The 21,538-nt window shown below is 68.5% G+C and carries 20 protein-coding genes; 17 read left to right on the top strand and 3 right to left on the bottom strand.

What is annotated here, in order from left to right:
- Window positions 1-61 precede the first annotated feature (61 nt).
- Window positions 62-382: a Fe-S cluster assembly protein HesB gene (locus tag ACFCV3_RS20475; protein ID WP_376031962.1), complete on the bottom strand. Its 321-nt coding sequence runs from the start codon at window positions 380-382 to the stop codon at window positions 62-64.
- 97 nt (window positions 383-479) lie between these two features.
- Here ACFCV3_RS20475 and ACFCV3_RS20470 point away from each other — a divergent pair, with 97 nt between their 5' ends.
- On the top strand, window positions 480-1,346 hold the full coding sequence (locus ACFCV3_RS20470; protein ID WP_376031960.1) for a GNAT family N-acetyltransferase: 867 nt from the start codon (window positions 480-482) through the stop codon (window positions 1,344-1,346).
- Here ACFCV3_RS20470 and ACFCV3_RS20465 read toward each other — a convergent pair.
- A complete protein-coding gene (locus tag ACFCV3_RS20465; protein ID WP_376031958.1) occupies window positions 1,343-2,425 on the bottom strand; it encodes a dipeptidase in 1,083 nt (360 codons plus the stop codon). The two genes, ACFCV3_RS20470 and ACFCV3_RS20465, sit on opposite strands and share 4 nt — an antisense overlap.
- Before the next feature lie 72 nt (window positions 2,426-2,497).
- Here ACFCV3_RS20465 and hisI point away from each other — a divergent pair, with 72 nt between their 5' ends.
- From hisI to ACFCV3_RS20400, 13 genes are all read left to right on the top strand, one after another.
- Window positions 2,498-2,827 carry a phosphoribosyl-AMP cyclohydrolase gene (gene hisI, locus ACFCV3_RS20460; RefSeq protein WP_376031957.1) on the top strand — a complete coding sequence of 110 codons (330 nt, stop codon included), beginning with the start codon at window positions 2,498-2,500 and terminating at the stop codon, window positions 2,825-2,827.
- Window positions 2,824-4,314, top strand: coding sequence for an anthranilate synthase component I (locus ACFCV3_RS20455; protein WP_376031955.1), 1,491 nt, complete (start codon window positions 2,824-2,826; stop codon window positions 4,312-4,314). The genes hisI and ACFCV3_RS20455 overlap by 4 nt, the downstream gene beginning before the upstream one ends.
- 3 nt (window positions 4,315-4,317) lie before the next feature.
- On the top strand, window positions 4,318-4,872 hold the full coding sequence (locus tag ACFCV3_RS20450) for a Trp biosynthesis-associated membrane protein (RefSeq protein ID WP_376031953.1): 555 nt from the start codon (window positions 4,318-4,320) through the stop codon (window positions 4,870-4,872).
- 56 nt (window positions 4,873-4,928) lie between these two features.
- Window positions 4,929-5,180, top strand: coding sequence for an HGxxPAAW family protein (locus tag ACFCV3_RS20445; protein ID WP_376031951.1), 252 nt, complete (start codon window positions 4,929-4,931; stop codon window positions 5,178-5,180).
- 14 nt (window positions 5,181-5,194) lie between these two features.
- The gene (trpC, locus tag ACFCV3_RS20440) at window positions 5,195-6,001 is read left to right on the top strand and encodes an indole-3-glycerol phosphate synthase TrpC (protein ID WP_132412164.1); all 807 of its coding nucleotides are present in this window, start codon (window positions 5,195-5,197) and stop codon (window positions 5,999-6,001) included.
- A 76-nt stretch (window positions 6,002-6,077) separates the two neighbouring features.
- Window positions 6,078-7,289 carry a tryptophan synthase subunit beta gene (trpB, locus tag ACFCV3_RS20435; RefSeq protein WP_376031949.1) on the top strand — a complete coding sequence of 404 codons (1,212 nt, stop codon included), beginning with the start codon at window positions 6,078-6,080 and terminating at the stop codon, window positions 7,287-7,289.
- The gene (gene trpA, locus ACFCV3_RS20430; protein ID WP_376031947.1) at window positions 7,282-8,109 is read left to right on the top strand and encodes a tryptophan synthase subunit alpha; all 828 of its coding nucleotides are present in this window, start codon (window positions 7,282-7,284) and stop codon (window positions 8,107-8,109) included. Before trpB ends, trpA begins: the two co-directional genes overlap by 8 nt.
- 7 nt (window positions 8,110-8,116) lie before the next feature.
- The gene (locus ACFCV3_RS20425) at window positions 8,117-8,776 is read left to right on the top strand and encodes an SCO family protein (protein WP_376031945.1); all 660 of its coding nucleotides are present in this window, start codon (window positions 8,117-8,119) and stop codon (window positions 8,774-8,776) included.
- Window positions 8,773-9,252, top strand: coding sequence for a DoxX family protein (locus tag ACFCV3_RS20420; RefSeq protein WP_376031944.1), 480 nt, complete (start codon window positions 8,773-8,775; stop codon window positions 9,250-9,252). Before ACFCV3_RS20425 ends, ACFCV3_RS20420 begins: the two co-directional genes overlap by 4 nt.
- Window positions 9,249-9,950 (top strand): DsbA family protein, encoded by a 702-nt coding sequence (locus ACFCV3_RS20415; RefSeq protein ID WP_376031942.1) that lies wholly within the window; start codon window positions 9,249-9,251, stop codon window positions 9,948-9,950. The genes ACFCV3_RS20420 and ACFCV3_RS20415 overlap by 4 nt, the downstream gene beginning before the upstream one ends.
- Before the next feature lie 76 nt (window positions 9,951-10,026).
- Window positions 10,027-11,097, top strand: a complete 1,071-nt coding sequence (gene lgt / locus ACFCV3_RS20410) for a prolipoprotein diacylglyceryl transferase (RefSeq protein ID WP_376031940.1) — start codon at window positions 10,027-10,029, stop codon at window positions 11,095-11,097.
- Complete coding sequence (locus ACFCV3_RS20405; protein WP_376031938.1) at window positions 11,090-11,815, top strand: VIT1/CCC1 transporter family protein; 726 nt, start codon at window positions 11,090-11,092, stop codon at window positions 11,813-11,815. The genes lgt and ACFCV3_RS20405 overlap by 8 nt, the downstream gene beginning before the upstream one ends.
- Before the next feature lie 9 nt (window positions 11,816-11,824).
- Window positions 11,825-12,610 (top strand): hypothetical protein, encoded by a 786-nt coding sequence (locus tag ACFCV3_RS20400; protein WP_376031936.1) that lies wholly within the window; start codon window positions 11,825-11,827, stop codon window positions 12,608-12,610.
- On the opposite strand, the gene ACFCV3_RS20395 is transcribed toward ACFCV3_RS20400, so the two are convergent.
- Window positions 12,577-13,374, bottom strand: coding sequence for a phosphotransferase (locus ACFCV3_RS20395; RefSeq protein ID WP_376031934.1), 798 nt, complete (start codon window positions 13,372-13,374; stop codon window positions 12,577-12,579). The genes ACFCV3_RS20400 and ACFCV3_RS20395 overlap by 34 nt on opposite strands.
- Before the next feature lie 207 nt (window positions 13,375-13,581).
- Here ACFCV3_RS20395 and gltB point away from each other — a divergent pair, with 207 nt between their 5' ends.
- From gltB to ACFCV3_RS20380, 3 genes are all read left to right on the top strand, one after another.
- Window positions 13,582-18,102 carry a glutamate synthase large subunit gene (gene gltB, locus ACFCV3_RS20390; RefSeq protein WP_376031933.1) on the top strand — a complete coding sequence of 1,507 codons (4,521 nt, stop codon included), beginning with the start codon at window positions 13,582-13,584 and terminating at the stop codon, window positions 18,100-18,102.
- On the top strand, window positions 18,102-19,568 hold the full coding sequence (locus tag ACFCV3_RS20385) for a glutamate synthase subunit beta (RefSeq protein ID WP_376031931.1): 1,467 nt from the start codon (window positions 18,102-18,104) through the stop codon (window positions 19,566-19,568). Before gltB ends, ACFCV3_RS20385 begins: the two co-directional genes overlap by 1 nt.
- A 396-nt stretch (window positions 19,569-19,964) precedes the next feature.
- A complete protein-coding gene (locus tag ACFCV3_RS20380; protein ID WP_376031930.1) occupies window positions 19,965-21,515 on the top strand; it encodes a metallophosphoesterase in 1,551 nt (516 codons plus the stop codon).
- Window positions 21,516-21,538: the final 23 nt, after the last annotated feature.

Raw genomic sequence — 21,538 nt, 5'->3', positions numbered from 1 at the left:
CGCGCCCGGATCAGGCACTCCGCGGCACCACAGTCAGGTTGGTGCCCCGTCGTACCTGGGCTCAGGGAGTCGGAGCAGTCCCGTTCTCCCGCCCGGCACCAGGCTGCGGTACCAGCAGGAACTCGACACCGCCCTTGTCGTCCACGGCTGCGTCGAGGATCTTGTCATCCAGCGCGTTCGCCGCGTTCTCCTCCAGAAACACCCGGGCCCCGGCCTCTTCGACCACCTGGTCACCCGGTCGCGGCGACTCCGTCGTCGTCACCGCCAGCGCCGGATCGGCCGGATTCTCCTGCGAGATCCGCACGCCTGCACCTTCCGGCGCGCCCTCGACCCCCGTGATGCTCTTGATCACCAGAGTCGCGTTCTCAGTCAGGGTAAGCACAACAGCTCCAACCTCTAGACATCACTGAACCCGCCCCGTGCCCGCTCACCCCCACCCCAAACCCCCAGAATGCGGATCGATGGTGTGGGATTGGGGGATGGGACTGGAGTTGGGGACGCCGTCGGTGGATGGGTTGCGGGATGTGGTCGGCTCGCTGCGGGAGTGGCAGGGGGAGGAGACTCCGCGGCAGCTGCATCCGGGGGATCTTGGGTGGTACTGGCGGTTCGGGGTGGAGCAGACTGCGGCGGCGGTTCGGGTCTGGTCGCGGGATGGCGTGATTGTGGCGGTGGGGTTGCTGGATGAGGCTGATCTGGTTCGGATCGCGTTCGACCCGGCGGTGCTGCGGGACGTGGAGCTGGCGGAGCGGGTGGCTGCGGATGTGGCTGAGCCGGAGCGCGGCGTACTGATTGCGGGCAAGGTGTATGTCGAGGCGCCGCCTGGGTCGTTGGTGAAGGACCTGCTGGCTGCGGCCGGGTGGCAGCTGGATGAGCCGTGGGTGCCGGTGCGGCGCGATCTGAGTGAGCCGGTGCCTGCGCCGGAGCTGCGGGTGGACGTGATCGGTGCGGAGGAGGCGCATGAGCGCGTCACTGTGCAGCGGGAGTCGTTCGAGGGGTCGACGTTCACCAATGAGCGGTGGTTCAACATGGCGGACGGGATTCCGTACGCCGATGCGCGCTGTCTCGTGGGACGCAACCAGCTGGGGGAGTCGGTGGCGGCGGTGACCGTGTGGTCTGCGGGTGAAGGTAAGCCCGGGTATCTGGAGCCGATGGGTGTGCACCGGATGCACCGTGGCCGGGGCTACGGGGAGGCGATCACTGTCGCGGCCGCGCACCACCTGCAGGAGATGGGTGCGTCGAGTGCCTACACCTGCACGCCTGCCTTCAACGTCGGTGCAGTCGCCACCTACGAGGCCGCCGGGTTCGTCCGGCAGCCCGACCTACGCGATCTGTTCCGGGACGCCTAGACCGAGACGTCGTCAGCGGCACGCAATACGCGCAGAATGTTGCCCCCGGCAAGCTTTGCGAGGTCCTGGCCGCTCCAGTTGCGCTCGGCCAGGGCCTCGAACAACCTCGGGTACGACGAGACGTCCGGCAGGTCGACGGGGGTCTCGGGGACCCCGTCGTAGTCGCCGCCGATCCCGACGTGATCGATCCCGGCCACCTCGCGGACGTGCTCGACGTGCTTGACCACATCGGCCAGTGTGGCCACCGGCTTCGGCCTGCCGTACGCCGCGGCGACCTGGTCGTGCTGCGACGGATCGTCCTTGTCCAGCCCGAGCGACTCCGCCGTCTCGAGCGCACCGGCCACCCAGTCGACGTACTCCTGCGAGACGAAGTACGGGACGAAGGTGACCATGCAGACACCGTCGTTGCCGGTCAGCGTCTCCAGTACGTCGTCCGGTGCGTTCCGCGGCACGTCGCAGACTGCTCGCGCGGACGTGTGGCTGAAGATCACCGGGGCACTGGTCACCCGGAGCGCATGCCGCATGGTGTCGGCCGACACATGGGACAGGTCGACCAGCATGCCGATCCGGTTCATCTCCCGCACGACCTGCTCACCGAAGTCGTTCAGTCCGCCGAGCACCGGCTTGTCGGTCGCGGAGTCCGCCCAGGAGACGTTGTTGTTGTGCGTGAGCGTCATGTAGCGCACACCCAGCGTGCGCATGGTCCGCAGGATCCCGAGCGACTCACCGATCGAGTACCCGCCCTCCATCCCCATCAGCGACGCGACCCGGCCGGCCTTGATCGCCGCCTCCACGTCATCAGCCGTCACCGCCAGCTGCAGCGCCTCCGGGAACCGAGCCACGAGCTGGTGCACGAAATCCAGCTGCTCGAACGTCCGCCGTACCGCATGCTCGTCCTGCGGCACCCACAACGACCAGAACTGTGCCCCCACACCCCCGGCCCGCAGCCGCGGCAGATCCGTGTGCAACTGCGGCACCGACCCACTCAGGTCATACGCATCCAGGTCATATGCACACAACTCGTAAAACGCGATCGGCAAGTCGTTGTGCCCATCGACAACCAGGTGCGCATTCGTCATCCGACCATCCTGTCAGGTCCACCGACGTACCTCGTGGTCAGAACTGTCCGGGGCATCGGTGACAATAGGTGAGTGAGTATCGACGAGCTGACCTTCGATGCGGCTGGGCTGATCCCGGCGGTGGTGCAGCAGCACGACACGCGTGAGGTTCTGATGGTGGGCTGGATGGACGCCGAGGCGGTGCGCCGGACGGCGGCTACCGGGCGGAGCACGTTCTGGTCGCGGAGCCGTCAGGAGTACTGGGTGAAGGGCGAGACGAGCGGTCATCGTCAGCACGTCAAGGAGATCCTCGTCGACTGTGACGCCGACACCCTGCTGGTCCTCGTCGACCAGGAAGGCCCGGCCTGTCACACGGGTACGCGCAGCTGCTTCGAGCACGGAACGATCAAGGTGACGGCATGAACACCCCGGATCTCGACACCTTCCGCGACTACGCCAAGGACCGCCGGGTGATCCCGGTGACTCGCCGGCTGCTGGCCGACGCGGAGACGCCGATCGGCGTGTACGGCAAGCTCGCCGCCGAGCGCGAAGGCACCTTCCTGCTCGAGTCCGCGGAGAACGGTGGCGTCTGGTCGCGGTACTCGTTCATCGGGGTCCGGTCGGCCGCGACGCTGACCGAGCGGGACGGGCAGGCGGTGTGGACGGGTAACCCGCCGGTCGGCCTGCCGCAGACCGGTGACCCGCTCCAGGCGCTGCGCGAGACACTCGAGATCCTGCACACGCCCCGGCTGCCGGACCTGCCGCCGCTGACCGGTGGCATGGTCGGCTTCCTCGGGTACGACGCCGTCCGCCGGCTGGAGAGGTTGCCGGATACAACGACCGACGACCTCGGGCTGCCCGAGCTGACGTTCCTGTTCGCCACCGACCTGGCCGCCCTCGACCACGAGACCGGTGAGATCTGGCTGATCGCGAACGCGATCAACTGGGACGACACCGACGAGCGGGTCGACGACGCGTACGCCGATGCCGTTCGCCGGCTGGACGCGATGGAGGCCGACCTCGCGCGGCCCACTCCGTCGTACGTCGTCCGCGCGGACCGCGACGCCCAGCCGGAGCCGCACCGGCAGCGGTCGAGCGCGGAGTACCGGGAGGCCGTCGAGACGGCCAAGGAGGAGATCCGGGCCGGCGAGGCGTTCCAGATCGTCGTGTCCCAGCGCTTCGAGCTGCAGACGTCCGCGTCCGCGCTCGACATCTACCGGGTGCTCCGCCGGTCGAATCCGAGCCCCTACATGTATCTGGTCCGCCTGGACGGCTTCGACATCGTCGGCTCCAGCCCGGAGGCGCTGGTGAAGGTCACCGACAACAAGGTGATCGTGCACCCGATCGCCGGCACCCGCCGCCGCGGTGCGACGCCGGAGGAGGACCACGCCCTCGAGGAGGAGCTGCGCGCCGACGCCAAGGAGCGCGCCGAGCACCTGATGCTGGTCGATCTCGGCCGCAACGACGTCGGCAAGGTCTGCGTGCCCGGCACGGTCGAGGTGATCGACTTCATGGACGTGCGCCGCTACAGCCACGTCATGCACCTGGAGTCGACCGTCACCGGCCAGCTCGCCGCGGGCCGGACCGCGTTCGACGCACTCACCGCGACCTTCCCGGCCGGCACCCTGTCCGGCGCCCCGAAGCCGCGCGCGATGGAGATCATCGACAAGCTCGAAGTCACCCGCCGCGGCGTGTACGGCGGTGTTGTCGGCTACCTCGACTTCGCCGGTGACGCCGACACCGCGATCGCCATCCGGACCGCCGTACTGCGTGGCCCGACGGCCTACGTGCAGGCCGGCGCAGGCATCGTCGCCGACTCCGACCCGGCGTCCGAGGACGCAGAGTGCCGCACCAAGGCCGCAGCAGTGCTGAACGCGATCGCCGTCGCAGGAACGTTCAGCGAGGTCTAGAAGATGCGCCCACAACGACTGGCAGACCTGCTCACCCTCGCCGCGTTGGCCTTGCTGGCTCTGTCTGCCTATCTGACGTGGGTCACGGCCGATCCGGGCAACGGGCGGCCAGTGGTCGACTTCAACGGTTACAGCGCCACCAGAGCGCCTGTGACGCTGGCTCTGGCTGCGTTGGTGGCGCTCGTGGTCACCAAACTCGCCGGTACGGCGCTCCGCCGTGTTCTGGGCGTGCTGATCGCCGTGCTGGGGGCAGCGGCGGTCGGAGTGGGGCTGCAGGTGCGGCCGGGTGTGACCGAGCTCAGCCGGTTGCGTCCCGAGCTGAGCCAGGTGGTCACCGACAACGTGTCGCTGAGCACCGGACCGGCGCCGTGGCTCGCGCTGGCCGGGGGAGTGGCACTGCTGCTCGCCGGTGCGGTCACAGTCGCTACCGCCCACCGCTGGAAGCGCCCTACCGATCGGTATGAGCGTGAACCGGCGGCCGCAACCGCCACCAAGCAGTCCGGCCACGGGACAGATCAGTGGAAGGCGATCGACGCGGGAGAGGACCCGACTCTCTGATCGCGGCGGGCAACCGCCACAATAGGACAGGACGACGACGAGGAGTGGCGGCAACCATGGACAATACGACTGCCGATCAAGCGACCCGGGTGAGCAACGAGGCTCCCCACGATTCGCACGGCAACAGCACCGCGGCCTGGACCGCGGTGGCGATCATCCTGGTCGGGTTCACCGTCGGTGCCATCGCGATGGTGCTCGGCCCGAACTGGCTGCTGTTCTGGATCTCGGTCGGGATCGTCGTGCTGGGTGCACTGGCCGGCAAGGTGCTGCAACTGCTGGGCTTCGGCGTCCCCGCCGACGACCACTGAAGGGCGGACAGACCATGACTGTGCTTGACGACATTCTCGCCGGGGTTCGCGAGGACCTCGCGGAGCGCCAGGCTCTAGTCGGCCTGGACGACCTCAAGCTGGAGGCGCAGCGTAAGCCCGACGCCAAGGACCCGATGCCGGTGTTCCGCGGCGACGGGATCGCGGTGATCGCCGAGGTGAAGCGGTCCAGCCCCTCCAAGGGCGAGCTGGCCGAGATCACCGACCCGGCCGCGCTGTCCGGTGAGTACGAGCTCGGTGGTGCCGCGGCGATCTCGGTGCTGACCGAGCAGCGCCGGTTCAACGGCAGCCTGGACGACCTGCGCGCGGTGCGCGGACGGGTCGACGTACCGGTGCTGTGCAAGGACTTCATCGTCTCCTCGTACCAGCTCTGGGAGGCGCGGGCAGCCGGTGCCGACATGGCGCTGCTGATCGTGGCGGCGCTCGAGCAGGAGGCCCTGGTCTCGCTGATCGAGCGGGCGCACTCGATCGGGCTGTGCCCGCTGGTCGAGGTCCACGACGAGGAGGAGACCCGGCGTGCGGTGGACGCCGGCGCTCAGCTCATCGGCGTGAACAACCGGAACCTGAAGACCCTCGAGGTCGACCGGTCGACGTTCGCCCGGATCGCTCCGACCATCCCGTCGAACCTGGTCCGGGTGGCGGAGTCCGGTGTCCGGGGCCCGCATGATGTAATCGAGTTCGCGCGCGCCGGGGCCGATGTCGTCCTCGTCGGTGAAACTCTGGTGACCGGCCGCGATCCCCGGGCCTCGGTCGCCGACCTCGTCGCCGCCGGATCGCACCCCGCCATCCAGCAGCGGCACTAGCCCTTCCCTGCCGGTCCAAACGGCACGGGACAGCAACTCTCCCGTGCCGTACGGCCGGGTTTGGAAGGTTTGTCGGATGAGTAACACGCTGCCCGACCAGCTCGGGCACTTCGGCCGTTTCGGCGGCAGGTTCATGCCGGAGGCGCTGATCGCGCCGCTCGACGAGCTCACGCAGGCCTGGAAGAGTGCCATGGCCGACCCGGAGTTCACCGGCGAGTTCGACCGGATGCTGCGCGAGTGGGCCGGTGTCCCGAGTTTGCTGTACGACGCGACCCGGCTGTCCGAGGTGGCCGGGGCGCGCATCCTGCTCAAGCGCGAGGACCTCAACCACACCGGTGCGCACAAGGTCCGCAACGCGCTCGGGCAGGCGCTGCTGACCAAGCGGATGGGCAAGCCGCGGGTGATCGCCGAGACCGGTGCCGGCCAGCACGGCGTCGCGACCGCGACCGCGTGCGCCTACCTGGACCTCGAGTGCGTGGTCTACATGGGCGAGGTTGACACCCAGCGCCAGGCGCTGAACGTGGCCCGGATGAAGCTGCTCGGCGCCGAGGTGATCCCGGTGACGAGCGGCAGCCGGACGCTGAAGGATGCGATCAACGAGGCGCTCCGCGACTGGGTCGCCAGTGTCGACAAGACCCACTACCTGCTCGGTACGGCGGCCGGCGCGCACCCGTTCCCCGCAATGGTGCGCGACTTCGTCCGTGGTATCGGTGACGAGGCCCGCGCCCAGTCGCTCGAACTGCTCGGCAAGCTCCCCGACGCGGCGGTCGCGTCGGTCGGCGGTGGCTCGAACGCGATCGGCCTGTTCGCCGCGTTCATCCCGGACGCCGACGTGAAGCTTTACGGCATCGAGCCCGGTGGTGACGGGTTCGAGACCGGTCGGCACGCGGCCACGATCACGGCCGGACAGGTCGGCGTACTGCATGGTGCGCGATCGTTCCTGCTGCAGGACGAGGACGGCCAGACGATCGAGTCGCATTCGATCTCGGCCGGGCTGGACTATCCCGGTGTCGGTCCGGAGCACTCGTGGCTCGCGGAGACGAAGCGGGCGACGTACCGGCCGGTCAGCGATGCGGACGCGATGGAGGCGTTCCGGCTGCTGTCGCGGACCGAGGGCATCATCCCGGCGATCGAGTCGGCGCACGCGGTGGCCGGTGCGCTGGAGATCGCCAAGGAGCTGGGCCCGGACGCCACCATCCTGGTGAACCTGTCCGGTCGTGGCGACAAGGACATGGACACCGCGAGCTCGTGGTTCGGGCTGATCGATGGGGAGACCGGCCATGAGTGAAATGGTTGCCTTGGGCAAGGCTGGGGCCGCGATCCGGAAGGCGAACGCCGAGGGCCGCGCCGGCCTGGTCGGCTACCTGCCGGCCGGCTACCCGTCGTACACGGGTGGTGTGGACGCGATCAAGGCATTGGTCGACGGTGGTGTCGACGTCCTCGAGATCGGCCTGCCGTACAGCGATCCGGTGATGGACGGCCCCGCGATCCAGCGGGCCGCCGAGGCCGCGCTGGCCGGTGGGTTCCGGGTCAAGGACCTGCTCCGCACGGTCGAGGAGATCGCGGCGTACTCCGACGTCCCGGTGCTCGTGATGACGTACTGGAACCCGATCGAGCGGTACGGCGTCGATCGCTGGGCCACGGACTTCGCCGGGGTCGGGGGAGCGGGGCTGATCACGCCCGACCTGATCCCGGAGGAAGCCGCGGAGTGGATCGCGGCCGCGGACAAGAACGAGCTGGACAAGGTGTTCCTGGTCTCGCCGTCGTCGACCGACGAGCGGATCCGGCTGACCACCGCCGCGTGCCGCGGGTTCGTCTACGCAACCGCGGTGATGGGTGTGACCGGCGTACGGGAGACCGCCTCGGATCTGGCTGCACCGTTGGTGGCGCGGACCAAGGCGGCGACCGAGTTGCCGGTCGGCGTCGGCATCGGCGTCTCGAACGCCGAGCAGGCGGCGGCCATCGGGGCGTTCACCGATGCGGTCATCGTCGGATCGGCGTTCGTGAAGCGGCTCCTCGACGGGGAGGGTCCGGCTGGTGTGCGCTCGCTCACGGAGAGCCTGGCCGAGGGTGTTCGCCGGGAACCGTCAGCGGCTGCCGGACGTTGAGCCTGCTGTGAGTCGAACCAGGAACGCGGCGCTGCTGCTGGCCGCGGTGGGGCTACTTGCCCTTGCGGGCTGCGGCGGTGCCAAGGCAGAGAAGCCGGACAATCCTGGCGGTGCGATCATCCGCACCAGCCAGGACCCGAACGGGATGCGAGGGGCGACGCTCGACCAGCCGTACAAGTTGCCGGCGGCCACGTTGACCGACACCGGCGGGAATCCGTTCAACCTGGTCACCTCCACCAAGAAGCCGGTCACGCTGATCTTCTTCGGGTACACGAACTGCCCGGACGTGTGCCCGACGGTGATGGCCGATGTCGCCTCCGCGCTGACCAAACTCGACGAGTCGGTCCGCAAACAGGTGCAGGTGCTGTTCATCACCACTGATCCGGCGCGGGACACCGGGCCGGTGATCCACAAGTACCTGGACCGCTTCGACCCGTCGTTCGTCGGACTGACCGGCTCGCTGGCGTCGATCAAGGACATCGCGCAGGCGGTCGGCGTACCGGTCGAGGGGATGAAGAAGCTGCCGTCGGGTGGCTACGAGGTCGGGCACGGCGCGCAGGTGCTCGGCTTCGGCAAGGACGACAAGGCCACCGTGCTCTGGATGTCGAACGCCGCGATCGGCGACATGGCGCACGACTTCGGGAAGCTGGTGGAGGCCAACCAGTGAAACCTTGGTCGCCCTGGGTTTCACTGGCGGCGCGGCTGGTCCTCGGTGGCGTGATGCTGGTCGCCGGTGCGCTCAAGGTCTCCGATCCGGAGACCGCGGCGCAGGCCGTCCGCGCCTACGAGATTCTGCCGCCCGGGCTGGCCGACCCGGTCGGCTGGGGGTTGCCGTTCCTGGAGATCGCGATCGGATTGCTGTTGATCCTCGGTTTCGGTGTCCGGCACACCGCGGCCGCGGCGGGTGCTTTCATGGTCGTGTTCATCGCCGCTGTGGCCTCTGCCTGGGCCCGCGGCCTGGCCATCGACTGCGGCTGCTTCGGCGGCGGCGGACGGGTCGACCCCGGCCAGACGAAGTACCTCGAGGAGATACTGCGTGACCTAGGACTCCTAGCGCTCGCGATCTGGCTCTGCTTCCGGCCGGCGAGCAAGTTCGCCCTCGAATCCGATCCGGACACCACGACAGGAGACACCGCACCGTGAGCAACACCAATCCGCTGCTGGAGCAGAAGAAGCGGGTCCCGCCCGGCGTCGTCGTGGTGATCGTCCTGGTGCTGGCCCTGGTGGCCGGTGTCGGGTTCCAGTACCTGCGGGGTCACTCCAAGGTCGACGCCGGTGACCAGCCACGCGCCGAACCGGCCGTCATCACCGGGCCGGGGCAGTCGGGTAAGGGTGTCACGGTCGGCAAGTCCGGTGCGAAGGCACACATCGACCTCTACCTGGACTTCCGGTGCCCGCACTGTGCGGAGTTCGAGGAGATGACCGGGGCGACCGTCGACAAGCTCGTCGGAGACGGTACGGCGACGCTCACCTACTGGCCGCTGGCCTTCGTGAACCCGGAAGCCTCGCCCCGGCTGGCGAACGCCTTCGCGGCCGCGGCGGCCAACGGCAAGGCTCTGACGTACGCCGACGAGATGTACGGCGACTTCAGCAAGTCGTGGACCAGCGACCAGCTGATCGAGCTGGGCAAGCAGCTCGGGATCGGCGACGCGAAGTTCCAGCAGGCGGTCCAGGGCAACACCTACGGCAGCTGGGTCGAGTCGGTCGGCAAGGCGGCCGATGCCCGCGGTGTCACCGGTACGCCGACGGTCTTCGTCAACGGCAAGAAGCTGGAGACGAAGGAGCTGACCCCGGAAGGGATGCAGAAGGCGGTCGACGATGCCGTGAAGGCAACCAGTTGAACCGCGCACCGCGCACGAATCGTGACCCTGGGTTCCTGGCCGCTGGGCTGGGCCGTCGAGTAGCGTTCCGGATGCCATGTCTAGTCTGATCTCAGCCGTGATTGTGCCGGCGTTCATTCCCAGTCCCAGCCAGGGTGTCTGGCATGTCCTCGGCCTGCCGATCCGTGCCTACGCGTTGTGCATCCTGGCCGGGATCTTCGCCGGCTACTGGCTGACCCGCCGCCGGTGGGTCGCGCGCGGCGGCTCGCCGACGGTGCTGTCCGACGTCATGTTCTGGGCGATCCCGTTCGGTCTGGTCGGCGCGCGGATCTACCACGTCGCCACCGACGCCGAGCTGTACTTCGGCGAGGGCCGGCACCCGATCGACGCGCTGAAGATCTGGCACGGTGGCCTCGGCATCTGGGGCGCGGTCGGCTTCGGCTGTCTCGGCGCCTACCTGGCCTGCCGCCGCGCCAAGGTCCCGTTCCTGGCCTTCCTCGACGCCGTCGCCCCCGGTATCGCCCTGGCCCAGATCTTCGGCCGCTTCGGCAACTACTTCAACCAGGAACTCTTCGGCAAACCCACCACCCGCCCCTGGGGCCTCGAGATCGACCCCGCCCACCGCCCCGACGGCTTCGCCGAGTTCGCCACCTTCCACCCGACCTTCCTGTACGAAGCCCTCTGGAACCTCGGCGTGATGGCCCTCATCATCCTCGTCGGCCGCCGCGTCACCCTCGGCCACGGCCGCGCATTCTTCCTCTACGTAGCCGCCTACTGCGCCGGCCGCGCCTGGATCGAAAACATGCGCATCGACACGGTCAACCACTTCCTGGGCCTCCGCCTGAACGTCTGGACCTCAATCGTCCTCTTCGTCCTAGCCGTCATCGCCCTCATCATCAGCTTCCGCACCCGCCCCGGCGAACAAGACATCTCCACCGGCCCCGCCGCCGGCCAACCCGCCGAGGCAGTTGTTGGTACGGCGACCGGGGCGGGCGCCGACGAGCCCACCCCAACCACAGTGGACGGGCCTCTTGCGACCTCCTCCTCCGCGGCAGAGCCGGCCGGAGGTCCGGCTGCCGCGGAGCCCTCGGCACCCGCCGCAGACGGCAGCGACAGCGTTGTGGCACCCACGAACCCCGCCGGACCAAAAGACGGGCCACGTGACTGAGGGACGCCAGGTTTCAGCCGAGCATCACGGTGACCACAACCACCGTGATGTGAACGGCGGCTGGCTCCGGCCGGCCGTCTTCGGCGCCATGGACGGCCTCGTCTCCAACTTCGCCCTGATCGCCGGCATGGACGGCGGCACCCAGTCCGGCTCCAAGTTCATCGTCCTAGCAGGCCTCGCCGGCCTAGCCGCCGGAGCGTTCTCGATGGCCGCCGGCGAATACACCTCGGTCGCCTCCCAGCGCGAACTAGCCCGCGCCGAAATCGAGGTAGAGCGCCAGGAGATCGCCCGCCACCCCATCGACGAAGAGATCGAACTAGCCGAGACCTACCGCGCCAAAGGTCTCGACCCCGACCTCGCCGACAAGGTCGCGAAACAGTTCCACACCGACCCCGACCAGGCCCTCGACGAGCACGTCCGCGAAGAGCTCGGCATCGACCGGAACGATCTCCCGAACCCCCTCATCGCCGCCGGTTCCTCGTTCGTCTGCTTCGCGATCGGAGCGTTCATCCCGCTCCTCCCGTACCTCCTCGGCGCGACCAGCGTCGTACCAGCCCTGATCATGAGCCTCACCGCCCTCTTCGCCGCCGGTGCCGTCGTCAGCAGAGTCACCAGCCGCTCCTGGTGGTACTCCGGCCTCCGCCAACTCATCCTCGGCGGCCTCGCCGCAGCTCTCACGTACTTCGTCGGTTCCCTCGTCGGCCCGGGTATCGGCTAACGTCAGCAGGTGTTCCCCGCGAAGATCGACGAGCAGCCCGACGTCTACCTGCAGAGCATCGGCGAGGTCTTCGCCGAGTTCGGTGCCAATACCCAGGACTCCGGCAACATCTCGTACGGCGTCACGATCGACAACCACCGGTACTTCGTCAAAACCCCCGGCCGCCCGGACGATCCGGAACCGTTCGCCCCGGCACCCCTCCGCCAGGACGCCGTCCGCCGCGCCGGCCGGTTGGCGGGGGAAGTCGAGCACGACCTCCTCCCGGCGTACCACGGCCTGATCGAGACCCCGTGGGGTCCGGCGCTCGTCTTCGACTGGCGTGACGGCGACCACCTCGGCACTCACCTCGACCGCTTCCGCGCGCTGTCAGCCGATGAGATCAGCGAAGCTCTGAACCAGCTCTACGACCTCCACGACGTCCTGAGCTCGGCCGGCTGGGTGGAAGGCGACTTCTACGACGGCTCCATGCTCTACGACTTCGACACCCAGCAGCTGACCGTGATGGATCTCGACGACTACCGACCAGGTGCCTACAGCAACGATATGGGCCGGATGTTCGGCTCCACCCGCTTCATGGCTCCCGAGCAGCTCACCCTCGGCGCCGAGATCGACGATCACACGACCGCGTTCGTGATGGCCCGGACCGCACTGGTCCTCCTCGCCGACGGCACCCTCGACCGCCCCGCCTTCCGCGGCACCGACGCCCAGTACGCCGTACTCCAGGAAGCCACCACCACCCGCTTCGACAGCTACCAAGCGTTCTACAGCGCCTGGCTGGAAGCCTCCTCGATGTAGTACGCGAGCTGCCGCAACCGTTCAAGATGATCACCGGGGTCCGGCTGGCCGAGCGACCACGCAGCCCGCGACGCGACCGTGAAAGCAGCGGTCAGCACCGCCCCACGCCGTACGACGGAGTCCACCGCCAGCATGCTCGCCGCGTGCTCCGGCAGCGCCACCACCAGATAACCAAGATCGAACCCGACCGGCCCGACCCCGAACTGCTCCCAGTCGACCGCGACAACGTTCTCCCCATCCCACCCACTCAGGTTCCCCGGATGCGCGTCCCCGTGCGTGGGAACCCGCGGCAGCGCGTCAAGCTCCGCGAGCGCGGCGAAACGCCGTACCCACAAGCGCCGTAAGGCATCCCGCAGCGTCCCCGACACGTGGTCCCACAGCACCTCCCACCCACCCCGCGCCTCGACCGCCGCCATCCGATCCCGCAGCACGTCGCGTGCACTCCACGGCGGCTCGTCAACCTGCACCCGCCCGAACCGACCGAGCGCTTCCGCCAGTCGCGCCGCGTCGACCTCCACCGGCTCCACATACTCCGACACCACGGTGATCCCGTCGGCTTCCCGCTGTACGGCGAGGTAGCACCGCGACCGCAACCCCGGCGTACCGGCAACGATCCCGGACTCGGCGACGAGGGCCTGCCGCTCCCAGTACGCATGGTGGCGGGGCTCGGTGACTCCCGGGACGAGGCGTTTGGCGACATGGCCGTCGGCGGTGATCCAGACGCCGCCGTTGGACTGTCCCGTGCTGGGCTCGAGTGGTCTCACCCCCCAGATTTAACCCGACAGTGTCACCATGGGTAGAAGAAGTAGTGAGCGCTTGCTTACACGGCGTGACTGTTGAGTGTGAACGGCGTGCTGACGGTGGAATGTCTGTCCATCTGTCGGGCGTCATGAGGTAGTCTCGGGACACCCGGCTTGGGCCAATGTTGTCCCGCGGCCAGTTGTTGACCGTAGGACGACGGGAGCCCCTGAATGTATGGTCGCGCCCCCTTTCCAAGTGAGGGTCTGTACGACGGACGCCACGAGCACGATGCGTGTGGCGTTGCTTTTGTCGCAACCCTGACCGGAGAACCCAGCCACGACATCGTGGCGAAGGCTTTGACCGCCCTGCGTAACCTCGAGCACCGTGGTGCCTCCGGTGCGGAGCCGGATTCCGGCGACGGCGCCGGCATCCTGATCCAGGTTCCGGATGCCTACTACCGCAAGGTGTGCGACTTCGAGCTGCCCGTGGCGCGTGCGTACGCGACCGGGATCGCCTTCCTCCCCGCGGATTCCGACGACGCCGCCAAGGCCGTCGCGCGGATCGAGGAGCTGGCTGCCGAGGAGAACCTGACCGTTCTGGGCTGGCGCGACGTGCCGACCACGCCGGAGCTGCTGGGCGCCACGGCGCGTTCGGTGATGCCGACGTTCAAGCAGCTGTTCGTGGCTGCGAGTGCGGGCCGCGTCCTGGGGCTCGCGCTGGAGCGGATGGCGTTCCGGCTGCGGAAGCGGGCCGAGAAGGACACCGAGACCTACTTCCCGTCGTTGTCCGGCCGGACCATCACCTACAAGGGGATGCTGACCACCGACCAGCTCGACAAGTTCTTCCCCGAGCTGACCGACCCCGATCTCGCCTCGGCGATCGGTGTCGTGCACAGCCGGTTCTCCACCAACACGTTCCCGTCCTGGCCGCTGGCCCACCCGTACCGGTACATCGCCCACAACGGTGAGATCAACACCGTCCAAGGCAACCGGAACTGGATGCGCGCCCGCGAGGCCCTGCTGTCCTCCGAGCTGATCCCCGGTGACCTCGAGCAGCTCTACCCGATCTGTACGCCGGGTGCTTCGGACTCGGCCTCGTTCGACGAGGTGCTGGAGTTGCTGCACCTCGGTGGTCGCTCGCTGCCGCACGCGATGCTGATGATGATCCCGGAGGCGTGGGAGAACGCCGCCACGATGGATCCGAAGCAGCGCGCGTTCTACGAGTTCCACTCGACCGTGATGGAGCCCTGGGACGGACCGGCGTCGGTCGTCTTCTCCGACGGCACCAAGGTCGGCGCGGTGCTCGACCGCAACGGCCTGCGCCCCTCGCGCTACTGGGTGACCGAGGACGGCCTCGTCGTACTGGCGTCCGAGGCCGGTGTCCTGGACATCGACCCGGCAACCATCATCGAGAAGGGCCGGCTGGAGCCGGGCCGGATCTTCCTCGTCGACGTCGAGGCGCACCGGATCGTCACCGATGCCGAGGTGAAGAACGCCCTCGCCGCCGAGAACCCGTACGACGAATGGCTGCACGGCGGGCTGATCCGCTTCGAGGACCTGCACGAGCGTGAGCACGTCGTCCACAGCCACGCGTCGGTGACCCGGCGCCAGCAGGTCTTCGGGTACACCGAGGAAGAGCTCCGCGTCATCCTCACCCCGATGGCCAAGGCCGGCACCGAGCCGATCGGCTCGATGGGTACCGACACGCCGATGGCGATGCTCAGCGACCGGTCCCGGCCGCTGTTCGACTACTTCGCGCAGTTGTTCGCGCAGGTCACCAACCCGCCGCTGGACGCGATCCGCGAGGAGCTCGTCACCTCGCTGTCGTCCAGCCTCGGCCCGGAGTCGAACCTGCTGGACCCGAGCCCGGCGTCCTGCCGGCAGGTGGTGATCCCGTTCCCGGTGATCACCAACGACGAGCTCGCGAAGCTCCGCCACATCAACCTCGACGGCGACATGCCGGGCCTGGCCACCACGGTCCTGCGCGGTGTGTACGACGTCGCGGGTGGGGGAGAAGCCCTCAAGGCACGGCTCGACGAGATCTGCGCCGAGGCCGACGCCGCGATCCGTGACGGCGCGCGCATCGTCGTACTGTCCGACCGGCACTCGAACGCCGACAGCGCGCCGATCCCGTCGCTGTTGCTGACCGCTGCCGTGCACCACCACCTGGTTCGCGAGAAGACCCGCACCCAGGTCGGTCTGGTCGTCGAGGCCGGTGACGTCCGCGAGGTTCACCACGTCGCACTCCTGATGGGGTACGGCGCGGCCGCCATCAACCCGTACCTCGCGCTGGAGTCGGTCGAGGACCTGTGCCGTCGCGGCACGTATCTGCCGGGGATCGAGCCCGAGCAGGCCGTCCGCAACGTCGTGAAGTCGCTCGGCAAGGGCGTGCTCAAGGTGATGTCGAAGATGGGTGTGTCGACGGTCGCGTCGTACACGGGTGCCCAGATCTTCGAGGCCAACGGCCTGTCCCCGGACCTGGTCGAGCAGTACTTCACCGGTACGTCGTCCAAGCTCGGCGGAATCGGCCTGGACACGATCGCCGAGGAGGTCCGCCAGCGGCACCTGCGGGCGTACCCGGCCGACGGCATCCTGACCGCACACCGCCAGCTCGAGATCGGCGGCGAGTACCAGTGGCGGCGGGAAGGCGAGCCGCACCTGTTCGACCCCGAGACCGTGTTCCGGCTGCAGCACAGCACCCGGAGCGGGCGGTACGACATCTTCAAGCAGTACACGGCTCGGGTCGACGAGCAGTCCGAGCGGCTGATGACGCTGCGCGGCCTGTTCGCCTTCAAGGACCGTGAGCCGATCTCGATCGACGAGGTCGAGCCGGTCAGCGAGATCGTCAAGCGGTTCTCCACCGGTGCGATGAGCTACGGCTCGATCAGCGCCGAGGCGCACACCACGCTCGCGATCGCGATGAACCAGCTCGGCGCCAAGTCGAACACCGGCGAAGGTGGCGAGGACTCCGAGCGTCTGCACGATCCGGCCCGGCGCAGCTCGATCAAGCAGGTCGCCTCCGGACGGTTCGGCGTCACGTCGGAGTACCTGACGAACTCCGACGACATCCAGATCAAGATGGCGCAGGGTGCCAAGCCCGGTGAGGGTGGTCAGCTCCCCGGGAACAAGGTCTACCCGTGGGTCGCGAGCACCCGGCACTCGACGCCCGGCGTCGGCCTGATCTCGCCGCCCCCGCACCACGACATCTACTCGATCGAGGATCTCGCCCAGCTGATCCACGACCTGAAGAACGCCAACCCGAAGGCCCGCATCCACGTGAAGCTGGTCTCCGAGGTCGGCGTCGGCACGATTGCCGCGGGTGTCTCCAAGGCACACGCGGACGTCGTACTGATCTCCGGGCACGACGGCGGTACCGGCGCGGCACCGCTGACCTCGCTCAAGCACGCCGGCGGTCCCTGGGAGCTCGGTCTGGCCGAGACCCAGCAGACGCTGCTGCTGAACGGGTTGCGCGACCGGATCGTCGTACAGACCGATGGCCAGCTGAAGACCGGCCGGGACGTGGTGATCGCGGCCCTGCTCGGCGCGGAGGAGTACGGGTTCGCCAGCGCTCCGCTGGTGGTCTCGGGCTGCATCATGATGCGCGTCTGCCACCTCGACACCTGCCCGGTCGGCGTCGCGACCCAGAACCCGGTCCTGCGCGAGCGGTACTCCGGGAAGCCGGAGTTCGTGGTCAACTTCTTCGAGTTCATCGCCGAAGAGGTCCGCGAATACCTTGCAGAGCTCGGTTTCCGGACGCTGGACGAGGCGATCGGCCACGCCGAGGTGCTGGACATCAAGCGCGCGGTCGACCACTGGAAGGCCGACGGTCTCGACCTGACGCCGATCCTGCACGTGCCGTCGCTGCCCGAGGGCGCGTCGCGGCACCAGGTGATCGAGCAGGACCACGGCCTCGACAAGGCCCTGGACAACGAGCTGATCCGGATCTGCCAGCCGGCCATCGAGAACGGCGAACCGGTCCGGGCCCAGCTTGCGATCCGCAACGTCAACCGGACCGTCGGCACGATGCTCGGTCACGAGATCACCAAGCGGTACCGCGCGGCCGGGCTGGCCGACGGGACCATCGACCTCACCTTCACCGGATCGGCCGGCAACTCGTTCGCCGCCTTCGTCCCGCGCGGTGTCACGCTGCGCCTCGAAGGTGACGCCAACGACTACGTCGGCAAGGGTCTGTCCGGTGGCCGCGTGGTCATCCGCCCGGACCGGCAGGCCCGGTTCGACGCGGCCGACCAGATCATCGCCGGCAACGTCATCGGGTACGGCGCGACGTCCGGTGAACTGTTCATCAGTGGTGGCGCCGGGCAACGGTTCTGTGTCCGGAACTCCGGAGCCACCGCGGTCGTCGAAGCGGTCGGCGACCACGCCTGCGAATACATGACCGGTGGGCGCGTCGTCGTACTGGGCGCGACCGGACGGAACTTCGCAGCGGGCATGTCGGGCGGCGTGGCCCACGTGCTCGACCTGGACCGCGCCCTGGTGAACCCGGAGCTGGTGGACCTGCTCCCGCTCACCTCGGACGAGTCCGATCTGTTGCAGGACCTGGTCCGGCGGCACCACGAGGAGACCGGATCGGAACGGGCAGCCAAGCTGCTCGCCGACTGGACTGCCGCGTCGGCCCGGTTCACCACGGTGATGCCCCGAGACTATGCCCGGGTGCTGGCGGCCAAGGCGGCCGCCGAGCGCGACGGGCTGGACGAGGACGCCACCACGCGAGCGATGATGGAGGCCATCTGATGGCTGACCCCAAGGGTTTTCTCACCACCGGTCGTGAGGTCGCCGAGCGGCGGCCGGTCGCCGAGCGGTTGCAGGACTGGAACGAGGTCTACCCCGGTGGACCCGGTAAGGCGCTGCTCCCGATCATCACCAAGCAGGCCGGTCGCTGCATGGACTGCGGGATCCCGTTCTGCCACAGCGGCTGCCCGCTGGGCAACCTGATCCCGGAGTGGAACGACCTGGTCTGGCGCGACGACTGGTCGTCGGCGATCGAGCGGCTGCACGCCACCAACAACTTCCCGGAGTTCACCGGTCGGCTCTGCCCGGCGCCGTGCGAGACCTCGTGTGTGCTCGGTATCAACCAGGACCCGGTCACGATCAAGAACGTCGAGGTCGCGATCATCGACAAGGCCTGGGAGACCGGCCACGTGCAGCCGCAGCCGCCGGAATGGCTGACCGGTAAGACGATCGCGGTCGTCGGCTCCGGCCCTGCCGGGCTGTCGGTCGCGCAGCAGCTGACCCGAGCCGGCCACACGGTCGCGGTCTACGAGCGCGCCGAGGCGCCGGGCGGACTGCTCCGGTTCGGCATCCCCGAGTTCAAGATGGAAAAGCTCCAGGTCGACCGCCGGATCCAGCAGATGAAGGAGGAGGGGACCGTCTTCCGCTCCGGCGTCAACGTCGGCGTGGACGTCACCGGGACCCAGCTCAAGCAGCGGTACGACGCCGTCGTGATCGCGACCGGTGCCACCGCGGCCCGCGATCTGCCGGTGCCCGGACGTGAGTTCGGCGGGATCCATCAGGCGATGGAGTACCTGCCGCAGGCCAACCGGGTCGCCCTCGGCCAGACCGTCGAGGACCAGATCGTTGCCACCGGCAAGGACGTCGTCATCATCGGTGGCGGTGACACCGGGGCGGACTGCCTCGGTACCGCGCACCGGCAGGGCGCTCGTTCGGTCACCCAGCTCGAGATCATGCCCCGTCCCGGTGACGACCGGCCGGCCGGGCAGCCGTGGCCGACGTACCCGATGATCTACCGGGTTGCCTCGGCGCACGAGGAGGGCGGCGAGCGCGTGTACGCCGTCTCCACGGTGAACTTCGAGTCCGATGCCGACGGCAACGTGTCGGGACTGAACCTGGTCGAGGTGAAGTTCGAGGGCGGCAAGTTCAACCCCGTCGAAGGCTCGGAACGAACCATCCCCGCGCAGCTCGTGCTGCTCGCGATGGGCTTCCTCGGACCGGAGCGCGAAGGCTTCCTCGAGCAGCTCGGTGTCGAACTCGACGAGCGTGGCAACGTCAAACGCGACAAGAACTACCACACGTCGGTCGAAGGCGTCTTCGCCTGCGGCGACGCCGGCCGCGGCCAGTCCCTGATCGTCTGGGCCATCGCCGAAGGCCGCTCCTGCGCCAACGGCGTGGACACCCACCTCACCGGCTCCTCCACCCTCCCCACCCCCATCCCCCCAACAGCCCGCCCCCTAGCGGTCTGACAACACGACCGGATATCCCCCCTTCTCGCCCCTTCTCCCCTCCTGTGAAGGGCCGAGAAGGGGCAACCCCAGCGGATATCCCTCCTCGTGCTCATCGCCCCCGCCCACCCGGCCAGAGAACGGTGCACAGGAACGGATATCCGTGCGGCTTGCCCCTCCTCAGTTGGTATACGGGGGTGAGAACGGGCAATGCCGAGGGTTATCCGTCCTTGTGCTCGTCGCGGGCGTTCATACGGACGGAGAAGGGTGCGCGCGAAGCGATATCCCGGCGGGTTGTTCGTTCTGCCCCCTTCACACGAGGGGAGAAGGGGCGACAGCGGGGGTTATCTGTCGGGGTGGCCGGGTACGGCGTGGATGGTCGATTGATGTCGTGGGGTGTGCCGATAGGTTGGAGTTGTGGGTAGGCGGTTGGTGACGAAGCAGCGGGTCCGGGCGGTGGTGCCCTGGGCCGCGTTGATGGTGCTCTGGGCAGTGACCACGTTGGTGATCGGGGCGCTGGGGTTCTCCAACGACTCCGAGCGGGTCACGATCGGGGCGCACGCGGCAACTATTTCGCCGACGTTCGACGGGCACGCGACGCTCGATCTCGGTGCCGTCCTGCCGCGGTTGCGGATCCCGACCGATACTCCGGGCGGGATCGGGGTGAACGTCGACATCCAGGAGACCGACGCCGCCAACCTCACCGAACTGCTCACCCGCGACGCGCTGATCGCCTCGCAGCCCGACGGTGAGATCGCGCGGATCCAGCAGGCCATCCAGGAGATGGCCGTCGACAACCTGGTCGCGGGCGCCGGGTCCGGACTGCTTGCGGTCGTCGTGGTGGCGACCGTGTGGACCTCACTCGGACGCACCCGCCGCCGCGAACTGTGGGACCTCGTGCACCGGCACGAGCGGCGGTTCGAGCACCGGGCGGTCGTCGTACTGGTCGCGATGCTGATCACGATCGCGTCCATCTTCGGACCGGGCCGGATGCGTACGGCGGAGGTCGCGCCGACCGAGTGGCGGCCGCTGTCCGCGCTGCTGCCGCAGTTGTCGCTCGACCCGCGGCTGAGGAAGGTCGAGGTCGCGTCCGGGTTCTCCACCACCGGCGGGATCGGGATCATCAAGACGGCGGTCGAGACGTACGAGCGTTCCACCGAGTTCTACGGGCGGTTGCGGGACCAGGTCCCGCGGGTCGGCGGACGGATCCACCAGGCGACCGAGAAGGAGACCGTCGCGCTGCTGGTCTCGGACCGGCACGACAACATCGGGATGGACCCGGTCGCGGCCGAGGTCGCGAAGGTGGCCGGCGCGAAGGTGCTGATCGACGCCGGGGACGACTCGTCGTCCGGGCAGTCGTGGGAGGTGTTCAGCATCAACTCGCTCCGGGCGCACTTCAAGGACCTCAAAGTGGTCGCAGTGGCCGGCAACCACGACGCCGGCGGGCACATCGAGGAAGCGATGCGGAAGAACGGCTTCACCGTCCTCGACAGCAAGCCGGTCGAGGTCGAGGGGATCCGGTTCCTCGGCGACAGCGACCCGACCAAAACCGGGCTGGGCAGCGCGGACACTCCCGGTGACGAGACGATCGCCGACCAGTCCAAGCGGCTCGCCGACGTCGCCTGCGAGCAGCCGGAGGACAAGCGGATCTCCACCATGGTCGTCCACGACCCGTCGTCGTTCGCCGAGACGGCCACCCGGGGGTGCGCGACCCTGCTGCTGTCCGGACATCTGCACCGGCAGGTCGGCCCCGAGACGAAGGTCGTCGACGATCGGCCGGTCACGACGTACACGAACGGGACGACCGGGGGAGCGGCGTACGCGTTCGCGCTCGGCTACACCCTGCGGCGGCCGGGGGAGATGACGCTGGTCACCTACACCGACGGGAAGCCGATCGGGCTCCAGACGGTCACGGCCGGGCTGGCGGGCGAAATCACCGTCGGGCCCTACACCCCCTTACCTTCCTGACGTTTCAGGCTTCGCGGCCGGTC

Source organism: Kribbella sp. NPDC056345, assembly GCF_042262745.1.
Lineage (GTDB): Bacteria > Actinomycetota > Actinomycetes > Propionibacteriales > Kribbellaceae > Kribbella.
The sequence above is the reverse complement of the archived record's forward strand: the minus strand, read 5'-3'. Positions and strand labels throughout refer to the sequence as shown.

Bases quoted from the DNA above. Each gene is read 5' to 3' on its own strand.
- ACFCV3_RS20470 (WP_376031960.1), top strand. From the start codon at position 480: ATGGGACTGGAGTTGGGGACGCCGTCGGTGGATGGGTTGCGGGATGTG.
- ACFCV3_RS20465 (WP_376031958.1), bottom strand. From the start codon at position 2,425: ATGACGAATGCGCACCTGGTTGTCGATGGGCACAACGACTTGCCGATC.
- ACFCV3_RS20455 (WP_376031955.1), top strand. From the start codon at position 2,824: ATGAACACCCCGGATCTCGACACCTTCCGCGACTACGCCAAGGACCGC.
- ACFCV3_RS20450 (WP_376031953.1), top strand. From the start codon at position 4,318: ATGCGCCCACAACGACTGGCAGACCTGCTCACCCTCGCCGCGTTGGCC.
- ACFCV3_RS20445 (WP_376031951.1), top strand. From the start codon at position 4,929: ATGGACAATACGACTGCCGATCAAGCGACCCGGGTGAGCAACGAGGCT.
- trpC (WP_132412164.1), top strand. From the start codon at position 5,195: ATGACTGTGCTTGACGACATTCTCGCCGGGGTTCGCGAGGACCTCGCG.
- trpB (WP_376031949.1), top strand. From the start codon at position 6,078: ATGAGTAACACGCTGCCCGACCAGCTCGGGCACTTCGGCCGTTTCGGC.
- trpA (WP_376031947.1), top strand. From the start codon at position 7,282: ATGAGTGAAATGGTTGCCTTGGGCAAGGCTGGGGCCGCGATCCGGAAG.
- lgt (WP_376031940.1), top strand. From the start codon at position 10,027: ATGTCTAGTCTGATCTCAGCCGTGATTGTGCCGGCGTTCATTCCCAGT.
- gltB (WP_376031933.1), top strand. From the start codon at position 13,582: ATGTATGGTCGCGCCCCCTTTCCAAGTGAGGGTCTGTACGACGGACGC.
- ACFCV3_RS20385 (WP_376031931.1), top strand. From the start codon at position 18,102: ATGGCTGACCCCAAGGGTTTTCTCACCACCGGTCGTGAGGTCGCCGAG.